Annotated in this window: 12 protein-coding genes and 1 tRNA gene; 8 read left to right on the forward strand and 5 right to left on the reverse strand. The window is 32.4% G+C overall.

Going from position 1 to position 14,946, the window contains the following annotated elements; translation table 11 throughout:
* Positions 1 to 113: 113 nt before the first annotated feature.
* The 5 genes from CIGNP85_RS01360 to CIGNP85_RS01380 all read right to left on the reverse strand — a co-directional run bounded on the left by CIGNP85_RS01360 (position 114) and on the right by CIGNP85_RS01380 (position 7,104).
* Entirely contained in the window at positions 114 to 455 is a 342-nt protein-coding gene (locus CIGNP85_RS01360; RefSeq protein ID WP_179187348.1) for a ComEA family DNA-binding protein, read from the reverse strand.
* Between the two features lie 280 nt (positions 456 to 735).
* Positions 736 to 2,127 carry an argininosuccinate lyase gene (gene argH, locus CIGNP85_RS01365; protein WP_086286691.1) on the reverse strand — a complete coding sequence of 464 codons (1,392 nt, stop codon included), beginning with the start codon at positions 2,125 to 2,127 and terminating at the stop codon, positions 736 to 738.
* A gap of 65 nt (positions 2,128 to 2,192) precedes the next feature.
* Positions 2,193 to 3,767, reverse strand: a complete 1,575-nt coding sequence (pckA, locus tag CIGNP85_RS01370) for a phosphoenolpyruvate carboxykinase (ATP) (RefSeq protein ID WP_086238619.1) — start codon at positions 3,765 to 3,767, stop codon at positions 2,193 to 2,195.
* Positions 3,768 to 3,917: 150 nt separating this feature from the next.
* Positions 3,918 to 5,717: a biotin/lipoyl-containing protein gene (locus CIGNP85_RS01375; protein WP_086286692.1), complete on the reverse strand. Its 1,800-nt coding sequence runs from the start codon at positions 5,715 to 5,717 to the stop codon at positions 3,918 to 3,920.
* A gap of 13 nt (positions 5,718 to 5,730) precedes the next feature.
* Positions 5,731 to 7,104, reverse strand: coding sequence for a sodium-dependent transporter (locus CIGNP85_RS01380; RefSeq protein WP_086235817.1), 1,374 nt, complete (start codon positions 7,102 to 7,104; stop codon positions 5,731 to 5,733).
* Positions 7,105 to 7,279: 175 nt separating this feature from the next.
* Between CIGNP85_RS01380 and CIGNP85_RS01385 the strand changes: the two genes are divergently transcribed.
* The 8 genes from CIGNP85_RS01385 to CIGNP85_RS01420 all read left to right on the forward strand — a co-directional run bounded on the left by CIGNP85_RS01385 (position 7,280) and on the right by CIGNP85_RS01420 (position 14,917).
* Positions 7,280 to 7,576: a TFIIB-type zinc ribbon-containing protein gene (locus tag CIGNP85_RS01385; protein ID WP_086227778.1), complete on the forward strand. Its 297-nt coding sequence runs from the start codon at positions 7,280 to 7,282 to the stop codon at positions 7,574 to 7,576.
* 91 nt (positions 7,577 to 7,667) lie between these two features.
* Positions 7,668 to 8,600, forward strand: a complete 933-nt coding sequence (locus CIGNP85_RS01390; protein WP_086286693.1) for a glycosyltransferase family 2 protein — start codon at positions 7,668 to 7,670, stop codon at positions 8,598 to 8,600.
* Positions 8,584 to 10,020, forward strand: coding sequence for a DUF6056 family protein (locus tag CIGNP85_RS01395; protein ID WP_086286694.1), 1,437 nt, complete (start codon positions 8,584 to 8,586; stop codon positions 10,018 to 10,020). The genes CIGNP85_RS01390 and CIGNP85_RS01395 overlap by 17 nt, the downstream gene beginning before the upstream one ends.
* A complete protein-coding gene (locus tag CIGNP85_RS01400) occupies positions 10,017 to 10,379 on the forward strand; it encodes a GtrA family protein (RefSeq protein WP_086286695.1) in 363 nt (120 codons plus the stop codon). The genes CIGNP85_RS01395 and CIGNP85_RS01400 overlap by 4 nt, the downstream gene beginning before the upstream one ends.
* 37 nt (positions 10,380 to 10,416) lie before the next feature.
* Positions 10,417 to 12,228, forward strand: a complete 1,812-nt coding sequence (gene ciaB, locus CIGNP85_RS01405; RefSeq protein WP_086286696.1) for an invasion protein CiaB — start codon at positions 10,417 to 10,419, stop codon at positions 12,226 to 12,228.
* A gap of 99 nt (positions 12,229 to 12,327) precedes the next feature.
* Positions 12,328 to 12,630 (forward strand): F0F1 ATP synthase subunit C, encoded by a 303-nt coding sequence (locus CIGNP85_RS01410; RefSeq protein ID WP_086224097.1) that lies wholly within the window; start codon positions 12,328 to 12,330, stop codon positions 12,628 to 12,630.
* Between the two features lie 38 nt (positions 12,631 to 12,668).
* Positions 12,669 to 12,753: transfer RNA gene (locus CIGNP85_RS01415), tRNA-Leu, on the forward strand.
* Positions 12,754 to 12,904: 151 nt separating this feature from the next.
* Positions 12,905 to 14,917, forward strand: a complete 2,013-nt coding sequence (locus tag CIGNP85_RS01420) for a hypothetical protein (protein ID WP_086286697.1) — start codon at positions 12,905 to 12,907, stop codon at positions 14,915 to 14,917.
* Positions 14,918 to 14,946: the final 29 nt, after the last annotated feature.

The following is a 14,946-nucleotide window of genomic DNA, read 5'->3' on the forward strand; positions in this document are numbered from 1 at the left end:
TCTATTTGTCAAGGCATAAAAGCAAATTTTAGCTAAAATTTGTTAATTTTTTTATTTTAGCTAAAATTTGGATACAAAAGTAGTCAAAATCACTACAACTATGCCAAATTTAACTATTTTTTTGTTAAATTATTATCTTTGTTGACTTTGTTGTTGTCTTTTTTAGTTGGTTTTTTATTTTCTTTGTTTAGACTTTTTAGATTTGTTGTATCAGTTGCACCACTTGTAATTAGATCTATTTTGATATTTTCGTAAATTTTATCACCTATTCCAGAGACATTTTTAATCTCATCAATACTATTAAATTTGCTTTTTTGTCTGTATGATATAATCGCTTCGGCCTTGCTTTCGCCAATACCTGGAAGCTCCATTAGCTCATTTTTACTAGCTGTATTAATATTTATGGCTGCCCACATCATACTTGCACTAATTGCAACTATAGCTAACGCTTTCATTAACTCTCCTTAAAGTAAAATAACTTTATTATATCAAATTTTTAGTATTTTTGTGAAAAAATTAATTAAAATTAGATAAAATTTAACTAATTTTTTTACCATATTTATTTTTTTGGTTTAAGTTTATATTTTAAATTATTAAATTTTTTAATAAAAAGCTTCAGTTGAAATTATAATTTAACGTCATAATATTGCAAATTAAAAGATTATTATGCTACGCCCATGATAATAAAATTTGATAAAAAGATATTTTGTAGCAAAATATGGCGTAGCAAAGTTGTTATATTTCTTGTGATTTTATAAATTTATCAATTAGCTCAAGCTGGATATCTACACTATAATCACTTGTTCCCCCAAGGCTTTTTCTAGCCTCTTTAGAACTTTCTAGCGTTAAAAGTTCTAAAACATCGGTACTAATATTAGGCTCTATACTTTGTAACTCATTTAGACTTAACTCACTTAAATCTTTGCCAAGACTTTCAGCTAGGGCAACACATTTACCAGTTATAAAGTGTGCTTGACGGAATGGAATAAACTTTTCCTTGACCAAATAATCAGCTAAATCAGTAGCGCTTAGGTGTCCAATTTTAGTTGCTTTTAACATATTTTCTTTATTAAATTTAATTTCTTCTATCATCGCATTTAGTATAATTAGTGAGTTCTTGGCATTTTTTACGCTATCAAATACACACTCTTTATCCTCTTGCATATCTTTATTATAAGCTAATGGTAGAGATTTCATAGTAGTTAGTAAAGATATTAAATTACCATAAATTCTACCAGTCTTACCTCTAATTAACTCAGCCACATCTGGGTTTTTTTTCTGTGGCATTATGCTTGATCCAGTGCTAAATTTATCGCTAATTGTAATATATCCAAACTCACTGCTACTCCATAAGATTAATTCTTCGCACAATCTAGAGGTGTGAGTAAATACTACGCTAAGATTAAATAATAACTCTAATGCAAAATCTCTATCACTTACACTATCCATCGCATTTGGCGTAATACCATTAAAGCCTAATTCATCAGCAACCATCTCACGGTCAATTGGGTGTGGTGTTCCAGCCATTGCACATGATCCAAGTGGGCTTAGATTGTTGCGTTTGTGGCTACTAATAAGCCTATCATAATCCCTACTAAACATAAATGCATAGGCTAGTAAATGATATGCTAGACTAACGGGTTGAGCGTGTTGGAGATGTGTAAAGCCCGGCATTAGGGTAGATTTGTGTTCTTTAGCGATACTATTTATAGTTTTAATAAGATTTAAAAGTAGTTTAGCTAGATCTAAATTTGCTTCTAAAACAAAGAGTCTAAAATCAAGAGCTACTTGATCGTTTCTACTTCTTGCAGTATGTAATTTACCGCCAAATTCAGCTCCAATAATTTGGCTAAGTCTTTTTTCAACTGCCATATGTATATCTTCATCAGCTATGTTGAATTTAAATTCTCCGTTTTCTATCTCAGATTTTACTTGATCTAATCCTTCTAAGATTTTATTTACAGCCTCATCTTCAATGATTTTGCATTTACCTAGCATCTTTGCGTGAGCTTTTGAACCAGCAATATCTTGAGCATACAGCTCTTTATCAAATTCAATCGATGCGTTAAAAGCTTCTAATAGCTCACTACTAGCCTCGCTAAATCTACCTTGCCACATTTTTTGCATGAAAAGAATCCTTAATAAAATAATAAAAATAGTAGAAGAATCCGCCCAAAATAGGGCGGAGTAGGTTAGTTTATAGGGCCAGCCTTAGCAAATTGTACGCCTTCAGCTACATCCTCATAACGTTTAAAGTTACTAATAAACATATTAGCTAGATTATCCCTTGCAGCGATATATTCATTTTTATCAGCCCATGTGTTGATAGGATTTAGCAGATTAGTTTCAACACCATCAAGTGATTTTGGTATAGCTAGATTAAATTTTTCAAAGTTTTCAAATTCGCATTTTTGAATACTACCATCTAAAATAGCGTTTATACAAGCCCTAGTGGCTTTTATACTCATTCTTTTGCCAATACCGTAAGCACCGCCACTCCAGCCAGTATTTACTAGATATACATTTACTTCGTGTTTGTCAATTTTTTCGCCCAATAGTCTTGCATATACGGTTGGATGAAGCGGCATAAATGGTTCTCCAAAGCATGCTGAAAATGTTGCTTGAGGTTCAGTAATTCCACGCTCGGTGCCAGCAACTTTTGCTGTGTAACCACTTAAGAAATAATACATTGCTTGTTCTTTTGTAAGTTTTGATACTGGAGGAAGTATGCCAAATGCATCAGCTGTAAGGAATATAATATTTCTTGGGTGTCCAGCTTTTAGGCTTGGTTCATGATTTGGAATGTGTTCTATTGGATAGCTTACACGAGTATTTTCTGTTTTTGAGTCATCACTATAATCTACTATGCCATTTTCATCTATACAGACATTTTCTAATAGTGCATTGCGTTTGATAGCAGCATAAATTTCAGGTTCGCTTTTAGGATCTAGGTTGATACATTTAGCGTAGCAACCACCTTCAAAGTTAAATACCCCTTCATCATCCCAGCCATGCTCATCATCGCCTATTAAGGCTCTATTTGGGTCAGTTGATAGAGTTGTTTTACCTGTTCCGCTTAATCCAAAAAATAGAGCAGTATCACCATCTTTGCCTACATTTGCACTACAGTGCATAGATAGTTTATTTTCTAGTGGTAGCCAGTAGTTCATCATAGAAAATATTCCTTTTTTCATCTCGCCACCATACCATGTGCCACCTATTACTGCGATATTATCTTCTATATTAAAGATTACGAAAACTTCTGAGTTTAATCCATCTTTTTTATACTCATCATTTACGCATTTGCAAGCGTTATATACCACAAAATCAGGAGTGAAATCAGCAAGTTCAGACTCGCTTGGGCGGATAAACATATTTTTGACAAAGTGCGCCTGCCATGCTACTTCAGTTACAAATCTTACGCTTTTGCGACTTGCTAGGCTAGAGCCACAATATGCATCTTGGATATAGATATTTTTACCACTTAGTTGGGATTTTGCTTTAGCAAGGAGTTTATCAAATGTCTCTTTTGTCATAGGTTGATTAACTTTACCCCATGCTAGATATTTATTACTTGGATCTTGATTTACAAAATATTTATCTTTAGGACTGCGACCTGTGAAAATTCCAGTATCCACACTAAAGGTTCCATTATCTGTGACATAACCTTCATTGTTTGCTTTCTCATGAGCAAAAAGCTCATCATAGCTTAGATTATGATAAATCTCTTTGATATCACTTAAGCCTAGCTTATCTAAATCCTTTATCATATTTTTACCTTTTTATAGAATTAAATTTGATGTTCAATTTTAGTATTTTTTAGCTTAATCTTTGGTTTGATTTTGTAAAAGATTTGTAAATTTTAATAATAAATTTTATAATTTAGTAAAAGTCGCCAAAATTTGGCGACTTTTGGATTATTTTAGCTTGACTAATAGCTGGCCATCTTCTACTGTTTGGCCTTGTGAAATTAGAATTTCCTCAACCTCTCCATCGCATCCAGCCTCAATTGGAATTTCCATTTTCATTGCTTCTAAAATTACAACTGTTTGACCTGCTTTTACGCTATCGCCAATATTTACTAGGATTTTAAATACTCCAGCTGACATTGTAGCTGTAATTTCATTTGATGCTCCAGTAGAGCTTACTGCTTTTGGCTCATCTTTTGGTTGACTAGATTCTTTAGCAGGAGTAATAGATTTTAAAGTAAAATTATCAAATCCATCTGCAACTTCAACATTATAATTATGACCATTTACTGTAACACTAAATTGATTTGAACCAGATTTTGTAGTTGGTTTTATAATATCGCTATTTTTGCGTACCATTACTTTGCCTTCGCCTTTTAGGTATGCGATACCTTTTTCTTTACAAGCTGCTGCAATAAAGATATTTTCTTCTGTTGCTTCAATACCTTCTTTTTCTAATATAGCTTTAGTATAGGCGATTGATTTTGTCTCATCTTGGTCCGCAATATCTATAGCTGGTGCAGTAGTAGGCTCTAAATTTAGCTGTTTAGCAGCAAGTTCTACAATATCAGCACTTGGAGTTACAGGAGTTTTGCCAAAGTAGCCTAAAACCATTTTACCATAGCCTTCAGCTATCTTTTTCCATGGTCCAAACATTACATTATTAAATGCTTGTTGGAAGTAGAATTGACTAACTGGAGTTACACTTGTTCCATATCCACCTTTTTCTACTACCTCTCTCATAGCTTTGATAACGGCTGGGAATTTATCTAAGATATTATTATCTCTCATCATTTGTGTATTAGCTGTTAATGCACCACCTGGCATTGGTGAAAATGGAATTAATGGGCTTACTTGAGTAGCTTCAGGTGGCATAAAATAGTCTTTTAAGCAATCGTGCAATACATCTTCATATTTTAAAATTTTATCAACTTCTAATCCACCTAGATCATAATCTTTACCTTTTACAGCGTGAAGCATTGTAAGAATATCTGGCTGACTAGTTCCACCACTTACTGGACTAGCAGCTAGATCTATACCATCTGCACCAGCCTCAAGAGCCGCTAAATAACAAGCTATGCTAACACCAGCTGTTTCGTGAGTATGTAGTCTTAGATGCACATTATCACCTAGTAAGCGTCTTGCCATTTTGATTGTTTGATAGACTTTTTCTGGGCTACTTGTACCGCTTGCATCTTTAAAACAAACGCTATCAAATTCAATTCCACTATCTAGAATTTCTCTTAAACATTTTTCATAAAATTCAGCATCGTGAGCGCCAACGCAGTTTGGCGGTAAATCCATCATAGTTACTACTACTTCATGTTTTAATCCGTGATGTTTGATTCTTTGGGCGCTATATTCTAAATTTTTAACATCATTTAAAGCATCAAAGTTGCGAATTGTTGTAGTTCCATGTTTTGCAAATAACTTTGCGTGCATATCTATTAATTCTCTACTACCAGTATCTAAAGTTACAGTATTTACGCCACGAGATAGAGTTTGTAAGTTTGCATCTTTACCAGCAGCTTCTCTGAATTTATCCATCATTGTAAATGCATCTTCGTTTAAGTAGAAGTATAGGCTTTGAAATCTAGCACCACCGCCAAATTCAAAGTGATTAATTCCAGCTTCTTTAGCTGCACTTACAGCAGGTAAAAAATCATTCATTAATACTCTTGCACCAAATACAGACTGGAAACCATCTCTAAAAGTGGTATCCATCACATCGATAAATTTTTTTGCCATATTTTTCCTTTTATTAAATTTTACTTATAATTTTATAAGCCCCAGTAGACAAAATTGCGAGCGGGGCAACATAACGGAGTGTAAAATACCAAATTTCAAACCATCTCCTAGACATAAAACTTGAAAATATAGTGAATAATCCTTCCTTTTTAATAATATATCCAGCAAAAATGCTAAATGTCAAAGCACCAAGTGGCATTAAGATATTTGAAGTTAGCAAGTCTAATATATCAAAAAACGCTATTGGCTTTTCATTGCTTATAGCTAATGCTGGAATGCTAAAATAGCTACTTGTAACCTCATAGTGTGATAAAATACAAAATATACCTAAAATATATACAAATATTCCAATTATAAATATAGCTTTATTTCTACTTAATTTAAATTTATTTATCAAATATAAAGTAAAAGGTTCTATCATTGAAACAGCTGAGGTAATCCCCGCAAAAAGCAGTGAAGTAAAAAATGCAATTGCAAGGATATTTCCTATAATTCCCATTTGAGCAAATAAAGATGTAAGCGATACAAATATAAGCCCAGGCCCGTCACTAGCAGGCTGCCCATCTATAATTGGTATAAATGAAAATACTACAAGCCCCATCATAATGCCTATTAATACATTGATAAAGACAATTGATAGTGTAGATTTAACCAAATTTGTATCATCTGATAAACTAGCAGCATAAGTAGCTACATTCCCAACACCCATTGACATAGAGAAAAATGCCAAGCCTAGGGCTTGTAATATTAGCTCAGCATTTAAAAGTTTGCTAAAATCAGGGATAAATATAAAGCTTAAAGCTTGAGTAAAGTTACCACTAGCAAATATTGCATATAATAAAAGCCCTATAAGAAGAATAAATAGTGATGGCATCATCCATATATTTAGTCTTTCAATTCCACTTTTAATTCCTTTAGAAACTACATAAAACACAGTTAAAAAGACTATACTAAAACAGATAAATACACTTGAAAAATCCCCTTCAACAAGACCGCCAAACATAGCTCCAGCTTCTTGTGCCGTGCTTGGCAGGGTGCCAAATGATAGGAATATATATTTTAAAATCCAACCAATAACAATCATATAAAATGAGGCTATTAAAATTGCTGTAAGCATAAAAAATCCAGCAAATCCCCAAGCGCGTTTATTTTTTGGTGCTAGATTTTTGAGTGAATTTACAATGTCAGTTCCGCCAAGCCTACCAATTGCAAGCTCTGCTAAAAAGACCACTACAGCTACTCCAAGAGTAAGTATAATATATAATAAGATAAAGGCTGAACCGCCGTTATTGCCGACCATTGTAGGAAATTTCCATGCATTGCCTAGACCTACAGCACATCCAGCCATTGCTAGAATAAATCCAATTTTTGAAAATTTTTCTACCATATTCCACCTAAATACAAAATACGCTAAGTTTATCAAATTTTTTCTTTTTCTATACTTTTATTTTATAATTTTTTTTAATAACTTAGATTTTTTTTAGTTTGTGTAACTTTTTGAAATTTAGTATTAATTTTTTTTGGTTAGAATTTTGTCAAATTTAATTAAAAAGAGGTGAAATATGAGATGTCCAGTGTGTAAAGATGTAGATTTGGTGATGAGTGAAAGAAGCGGAGTTGAGATAGATTACTGTCCTAGTTGTCGTGGTGTTTGGCTAGATCGTGGAGAGTTAGATAAGATTATAGAAAGATCGGCATCAAATTCAAGACAAAATGAGTATTTTGGTAGCAAAAGAGAGTATGAACCACGCAAAGATGATAGAAGATATGATGATAAGAGATATTATGATGATGGCTATCACAATGGATATCGCAAAAAGAAAAGAGAGAGCTTTTTATCTGAACTTTTTGATTTTTAGAGTTTGTATTAAGCATAAAATCTAAAATTTAGGAGAAAATTGTGGAAAATATTATTAAGAAAAATGGGGGGGGGTAGATCTATCTTTTGTAGTGCCTTGCTACAATGAGAGTTTAAATTTAGATAATTTTTACTTAGAAATTTTAAATCAAATTAATATTATAAATGAACAAAATTCTAAGCAAATTAATTGCGAATTTATATTTATAAATGATGGTAGCACGGATAATACTTTAGAGATTTTAAAAAAATTAGCATTAAAAGATAATAGGGTTAAAATTTTAAATTTTTCAAGAAATTTTGGTAAAGAGGCTGCGATTTTAGCTGGACTTCAGCATAGCAATGCTAAGGCTACTATATTAATCGATGCTGATTTACAAGACCCAGTAGAATTAATCCCTATAATGTATCAAAAATATATAACGCAAAATATAGATATGGTATGCGTTAGGCGGATAGATAGAAAAGGCGAGAGCAAGATTAGAGCCTTTTTTAGCGATATGTTTTATAAAACAAGCCGTTTAATGAGTGAAATTTCTATCCAAAGTGGTGTTAGGGATTTTCGCTTGATGAGTAAAGAGGCGGTTGAAGCGATTTTGAGCCTTGGCGAATATCATAGATTTTCTAAGGCAATTTTTGAGTGGGTTGGATTTTCTAAAATTTATTTAGAGTATAACTATATTCCTAGAAATGCTGGAAGTAGCGGATGGAGTTTTTGGAAGCTTTTTAAATATGGAATTGAAGGGTTAATTAGCTTTTCTACAATGCCGCTTAGGTTGGCTTTTATTTTAGGTTTTGGTGCTAGTTTTGGCGCTTTTGTCTATATGATTATCTTGATTTTTGATACATTAATATATGGTAATGATGTTAGAGGATATCCATCTTTGATGTGTGTGATTATATTTTTTAGCGGTATTATTTTGATTGTTTTAGGAATTATTGGAGAGTATATAGCTAGGATTTATGAACAGGTAAAAAATCGCCCAAATTATATTTTAAAGGATATGAATGATAAGCAACATTAAATATTTAAATTTATCTATTTTTGGTGGTTTATTTATCATTTTGCTATTTTTAAATTTACTCTATCCGGCTCAAGCAGATGATTATGCTTTGTATCAAAGTGCTTTAAATGGCAATTTTTTATTAACTTATTTTAATTGGAACGCTAGAATTGGTGAAATTTTGTTTTCTGGATATTTGGCTAAATTCGTCTTTAGTCCTATTTTTGATATTATTAACGCATTTATAGGTGTGGCTTTTTTCTTTTTTGGATTTGTGCTTTTATTTGGAAGGGTTATAAAGGATAAAATCGATGTAGCTTTGCTTGCTTTTTGGTTTGCTATTTTGGGATTTTTTGGATATTTTGGTTCGATATTTTTATGGGCTGCTGGAAGTGCTAATTATCTATGGGGAGTTACTTTGATTTTTATATTTTGTATTCCTTATAGATTGTTTTGGGGTCAAATTTATAATCACACTCAAAAAAGTAGCCATAATTTATGGGTAAATTTAGCCTATTTTGGTTTTGGATTTTTAGCATTTTTGGCTGGTATGGCGAGTGAATTTATAGGAGTTATGATTATTTTTGTTATTATAATTAGCTTTATTTATGCGATATATCGTAAAATATCATTACCTCTTTGGCAAATTTGGGGATTTTTTGGTTTTGCGGCTGGCTGGGTAACGCTATATTTATCACCTGGAAGTAATAAACGGGTAGAAATTACTAATTTTATGAGTTTGGGTGAGTTTTTTGATTTATCATTTTTAGATAAAATCCTCACGCTAAATCAAGCTTTAAATCATAATTATTCAGATATATTTCTTATTTTTCTTATACTTTTTTCTATATTTTATGTGTTAAAAAATGGTAAATTTAAATATTATCATTGGATTATAGCTATTTTATCTATTGGTATTGCTACTGTTTTTACAAAGCATATTTGCGCTGCTTTGGTTTTTGCTTTATTGCTATGGATGATGAGAAATTTAGCTATCAAAGATAAATTTTATTATGTTTATATCGCTCTATTTTCGCTTTGGATTTTTATGGGATTTGTGCTTTTTGGGCTAATAGATGGTGTGCCTAAACGGACTAGCGTAGCAAGAGATATAGTTTTGATGGCTATTATCATTTTAATAGTTAAAGAGCTATACAACACTTATAGTAAAAAAATTATTATTATAAGTTTTCCTTTGTTTATTTGTAGTGTAGCATTGCTTAGCTATCATACTTATAAGACAAATTTAAGCCAAAAAGCGATTATTAAAGAGATTATAACTCAAAAAGCAACCGGTAAAAGCGATATAGTAATACCAAAAAATTTGATTTATCACTCAAAAAAATTTATAGATTTTGAGAATTTACAAGAGGATCCAAAACACTGGATAAATCAAGTAGTAGCGAAACATTATAATATACAGAGTATTTATATAAAATGAGAGAGATTATCATCTATGGTTTAGTTGGTATAGCAAATACTTTTGTTGGGCTTGGAAGTGTGCTTGCTTTGACATATTTTGGCCTTATTGCTGAGATAGCAAATTTTTTAGGTTATGTGATTGGGATTTGTTTATCATATTTTTTAAATAGCAAATTTACATTTAAATCCAAAATAACAGCTACAAAAGCATTGAAATTTCTCATTTCTATGGGGATTGCTTATTGTTTAAATTTGGGATTTTTGACTATAAGTTATAGGGCATATGATATAGATGTCTATCTGGCTCAATGTCTAGCTGGTGCGATATATACTATTAGCGGATTTTTACTTTGTAGATATTTTGTTTTTTTAAAATAGATATAATTTGCTTTTTAAATACAACACAAGGTTAAATATGAGCTACAAAAGATTAAATGAGATATCAAAATCCTTTAAAAATGAGTTAAATCAGCTGTATAAAGATATGGATAATCCTATAATTTTACAAGGATTAAAGATAGCAAATTTACCAAATAATAGCCAAACTAAAATAGCTATAACAGATAGAATAGTCTCGCTTAGAACCACAAGTGTAGAAAATGAGTTAAAGAGATTGGGCTTAGATAAAGACCAAATTAGAGAAGTTAATGCGAATTTATATGATTTTGTAAGCAAATTTTATATAGATAGATTTTCTAAAATGCTTAATCTTGTGAGCCAAGAAGGGCTTTTGAGCGAATTTGAAATGGAGCTTTTATGGAGTGTGCATAGAGTCGGGATTGTGATTACAAATATGCATAAAGTCTGGCAAAGCCATATAATAGAAGGGATAAATGATGAGTTTGAAACTAAATTTGATAATATCTCTCAAGCTATGAAATTTATCAATGATAATGGATTGTATCAGCTTAGTGATGGTCTAAAATGCGATAGAGTTTATGGCGCTGTAATAAAAGATATAGATGGATACAAAATGACCCCTTATATCCTAGCATTTCCTAGTGAGTGTGGGGCGGTGGTGAGCGAATTGCAAAACTCTATAAATTCGCTAAAATCTCTAGCCAAAAGCGATCAAGATATGGCATATATAGAGTATTTTGAGGCTTTGAAACTTGCTTTTAGTGAGTGTGAAAATGATAGAGTAATATCAAAATGGCAAGATGCTGAGAGAGCCTGGATGCAAACCCGCTCGGCTATACAGATCGGCCATCCTTTGGAGTATTATGAAGATGCTTATACTCATGCTGTGGCCTTAGAGTGGGATGTGAGATTGAGCGATCAAAGCGGGATTGATGAGGGTGAATTGAAAAATCAGATAAAGGATAGCTTTGATCAAATTTACTCTCAAATAGAGCCTAAAAACTCAAATATGGCTAGTTTAGTCCATTCTAATATCGATAAAACTCAGCTTTATATATGCGCTCCTATGCTCTATTATGGAGCGGAATTTAATGGGCTTTTTTCGGCTCAAGTGGTTCCAAATGATGAGATAGTAAGTGGCGAGTGTGGTAAGAAGATTTTTGCTTTTGTGGATTTTGTCTATCAAAGCTCTAAGGCTAAGCCTTTTATGAAATTAGCAAGTGAGATTTTTGATAAAGAATTTTTAGATTATGGTCGTGAAATTTTGTTTAATAATGAGAAAATTTGGAAGCAAGTTTATGAAATTTCCACAATCGGGCATGAGTTTGGGCATATATTATTTATGGATAGTGATAGCGAAAATTTGATGAATATTGGCGGGGAATTTAAATTTATAGAAGAGTATAAGGCCACAACGGGTGGGCTAGTTAATTTCTTTTTACATGAAAAAAATGAGCTAATTTTGCCTGTTTTTGCTGAGCTTATTAAGCGAAGTGTAGGGTTGATAGCGTGGCAAAAGATAGTTGAGACTAGGGCATATTATTGTGAGGGTCTGATACATTTGACGCTGCTATTTAGGGCTAGGGTGCTTGGGTTTGATGGAGAGAGATTAAGATTAAGCTTTAATCAGCAAAGTTATGAGAAATTTAAAAGCTTAACTTTGGAAAATTATATCGATTTAGCGAGTTACTATACCAAAAAGATAAATGCTAGTGAATTTTTGGCTAAATTTGCATATTTTGATGGAGAAATTTACTTGCCAAATGATGCTGAAGTTGCTAATTTTGTGAAATATTATTATAATAGATATGAGATGATCGGCAATGAAATTGACGAGAGTGGTGAGTGGCAAAAGTGGCAAAATTAATGAAAAATTAAAAGAAAATTATGTATAATTTTGCGTTTTGAATTCTAAGTAGGGAATTTATCCGAACTAATTCAAACAATATTTTTTTAAGGAACTATTATGAAAAAGATTCTTTTTCTTCTTGTAGCTTTAACAGGCTTAGCATTTGGTGCTGATGGCGAACAGATCAAAGCATTTTCAGTTGTAGCCGCTGGTATCGGTCTTGGTGTGGCTGCTCTTGGTGGTGCTATCGGTATGGGTCATACTGCTGCTGCTACTATCTTAGGTACAGCTAGAAACCCAGGTCTTGGCGGCAAACTACTTACTACAATGTTTATCGCTCTTGCGATGATCGAAGCACAAGTTATTTACGCACTTGTTATCGCTCTTATCGCACTTTATGCTAACCCATTTTTAGGTTAATCTTTAGCCCCGTTTTGGGGCTTTTTGAATTCACTTTTGCGATCATGGTGGAATGGTAGACACGCTATCTTGAGGGGGTAGTGCCGCTACGGTGTGCGAGTTCAAGTCTCGCTGATCGCACCATTTTTATTGAGTTTAAATAAATCTTAAAAATTTTTAAATTATTTATAAATAACGCTACTTAAATTCTCATAATTATTGAAAAGCTTAAAAATTAATTATTATAAGCTAAATTTAGTATTTTATGGATATAGTTTTAGATATTAGGATGGTTATGAGAGCTCTATTTTTACTTATATTTTTGGTAGTTTCTTTGGTGGCAGATTGCGATATATCTAGTGTTGTGAGTTTAGAGCGTGATGGGATAAGCCTTAGAGATAAGAGCATTGTAAATCAAAATATACAAGAGCACTATAAAATCAAAACTAGCAAAATCGAAACAAATAAGCAAGTTGTAATATCGATAACGGCGCAATTTGATACCTTAGTTAGCGTGAGTTTCACTAGTGCTACAATGGCGAAATTTGATTATAAAATCTCAAATTCCATCCAAAATAGCCATCTTATTTGTAATAATACTTATCAAAATGATGGCTATAAATCTCAAGATATTATATTAAAAAGTGGAGAAAATCTCTTAATAACCTTTGGTGTGGCTGATATAGGGCTAAGCGATTATGAGTTTGAGTCTGAAATAGCACTAAATATGCTAAGCCCAAGTCAAAACTCAAATAGTTATGAGAGTTTCGGTGAAATTTATACACAGATTATAGGGCGAGAGTTTGAAGTGGAATTTCAGACTACTAGCGTTGTGAGTGATTTTGAAATTTGGCTTAATAACAGATATAAAATTTATCAATCTAACACTTTTAGCGGTGGTAAAATCCCACTTATGATTCCAAATTTACCAACGATAGATTATAAAAATTTATATCTCATAGCCAAATACAAAGACCAAAAAGCCAACTCAAAGCAGATTCAATCATCTAAATTTAATGCCCGAGTGGCTAAATTTAAGCTAGAAAATACCCCACAAAATCCAAAAGGTGGAGTGAAATATAGAGATTTTAAGCTTATAGCCTTGGACTATAATGGTAATGTAGTAACTGGATATAATGGCCATTTTAGCGGTGATTTTATAGGCCATACCTTGGAAAATTGCGTGGCAAATCTCTCATCTGAGACTATCGAGTTTAAAGATGGAGTAGGGGTGATTAGCACAGATAAAGATGGATTTATTTATCCTGATATTGGTGTGGCTAGGATTGAGTTTATAGATAGGCAAAATAGCGATAAAATTCATCAAGGTTGCTTGATAAATAGCTTTACAAATGATCCAAATGAGCTTGGTTTGATAGGTTGCGATGCTGGAATTTCTAAGGATATCGCATATTTTGACTATGATAAAATCGTTCATACAAATACTATTTTTGGCTCCAAATTTGGATTATTTGGGGTTATGGATGAGAATTTAAGCCTTAGTCAATATAAGGATTTTATGGGTGTTAGTGCGAATTTGGAATTTCAGGTTCGCCTAAGCGATAATAGCGTAGCTAAGCTTTTTAGCGCCGGATGTTATGGCGATGATGTGAGTTTTGGTAATTCTAGTAGGCTATCTTTACACGCTTTAAGTGAGCCAAATGATGAGCATATATATAAAAGTAGTGAAAATAGCTATACAGTTAGCAAAAATAGCTTCAAAAATGGTATTGCTAAAGCTTGGTTGAAGGTATCTTTGCCACGAGAAAAACCGCAAAATCCATATAAAATTCTATCAAGCGATATTGATTTGAATTTAACTCAAAAGCTAAATTCATCGCAAGATTATAGCTATTTATACTATGCTAAGGCTTATGGGGATAAGCTTAGTCAAGCGGTGAATTATCCATATATTGCTAAGATATATTTCGCTATTTTTTGTGATAATGAGTGTCAAAATATAGCTAAAAATAGTAGTGAGTATAGTCCGGTTTTGGATGAAAATATGAGTGGGGTATCTGAGTTAAGGGATTATTTTGTCTTTAAAAATTTTAATGCTTCAAAAGATATTGTGAAATTTAATTCTACTCTAAATTCTAGCGATGTGATTGATGGCGTGATGGAAATTGAGATTAATAGCGAGCAAAAGAGCGAATTTGAGATTAAAAATACTCATTTTTATGGGAGTGATTTTGTTTGGGTGAGGTTGTTTAAGGATAGCTCTTGGGTAGGCGTGGGGGATTTTGGCGAGGTGATGGGGATACAAAATGGTCATAATATCCGCTATAATCATACTATTGAGTGGTAGAAAATATTAAGTTTTTTTAAATACAATTA

This window comes from Campylobacter sp. P0085, from assembly GCF_002139495.1.
Lineage (GTDB): Bacteria > Campylobacterota > Campylobacteria > Campylobacterales > Campylobacteraceae > Campylobacter > Campylobacter devanensis.

Bases quoted from the DNA above. Each gene is read 5' to 3' on its own strand.
- CIGNP85_RS01380 (WP_086235817.1), bottom strand. From the start codon at position 7,104: ATGGTAGAAAAATTTTCAAAAATTGGATTTATTCTAGCAATGGCTGGA.
- CIGNP85_RS01375 (WP_086286692.1), bottom strand. From the start codon at position 5,717: ATGGCAAAAAAATTTATCGATGTGATGGATACCACTTTTAGAGATGGT.
- CIGNP85_RS01400 (WP_086286695.1), top strand. From the start codon at position 10,017: ATGAGAGAGATTATCATCTATGGTTTAGTTGGTATAGCAAATACTTTT.
- CIGNP85_RS01360 (WP_179187348.1), bottom strand. From the start codon at position 455: ATGAAAGCGTTAGCTATAGTTGCAATTAGTGCAAGTATGATGTGGGCA.
- CIGNP85_RS01420 (WP_086286697.1), top strand. From the start codon at position 12,905: ATGAGAGCTCTATTTTTACTTATATTTTTGGTAGTTTCTTTGGTGGCA.
- CIGNP85_RS01395 (WP_086286694.1), top strand. From the start codon at position 8,584: ATGATAAGCAACATTAAATATTTAAATTTATCTATTTTTGGTGGTTTA.
- argH (WP_086286691.1), bottom strand. From the start codon at position 2,127: ATGCAAAAAATGTGGCAAGGTAGATTTAGCGAGGCTAGTAGTGAGCTA.
- CIGNP85_RS01410 (WP_086224097.1), top strand. From the start codon at position 12,328: ATGAAAAAGATTCTTTTTCTTCTTGTAGCTTTAACAGGCTTAGCATTT.
- CIGNP85_RS01385 (WP_086227778.1), top strand. From the start codon at position 7,280: ATGAGATGTCCAGTGTGTAAAGATGTAGATTTGGTGATGAGTGAAAGA.
- ciaB (WP_086286696.1), top strand. From the start codon at position 10,417: ATGAGCTACAAAAGATTAAATGAGATATCAAAATCCTTTAAAAATGAG.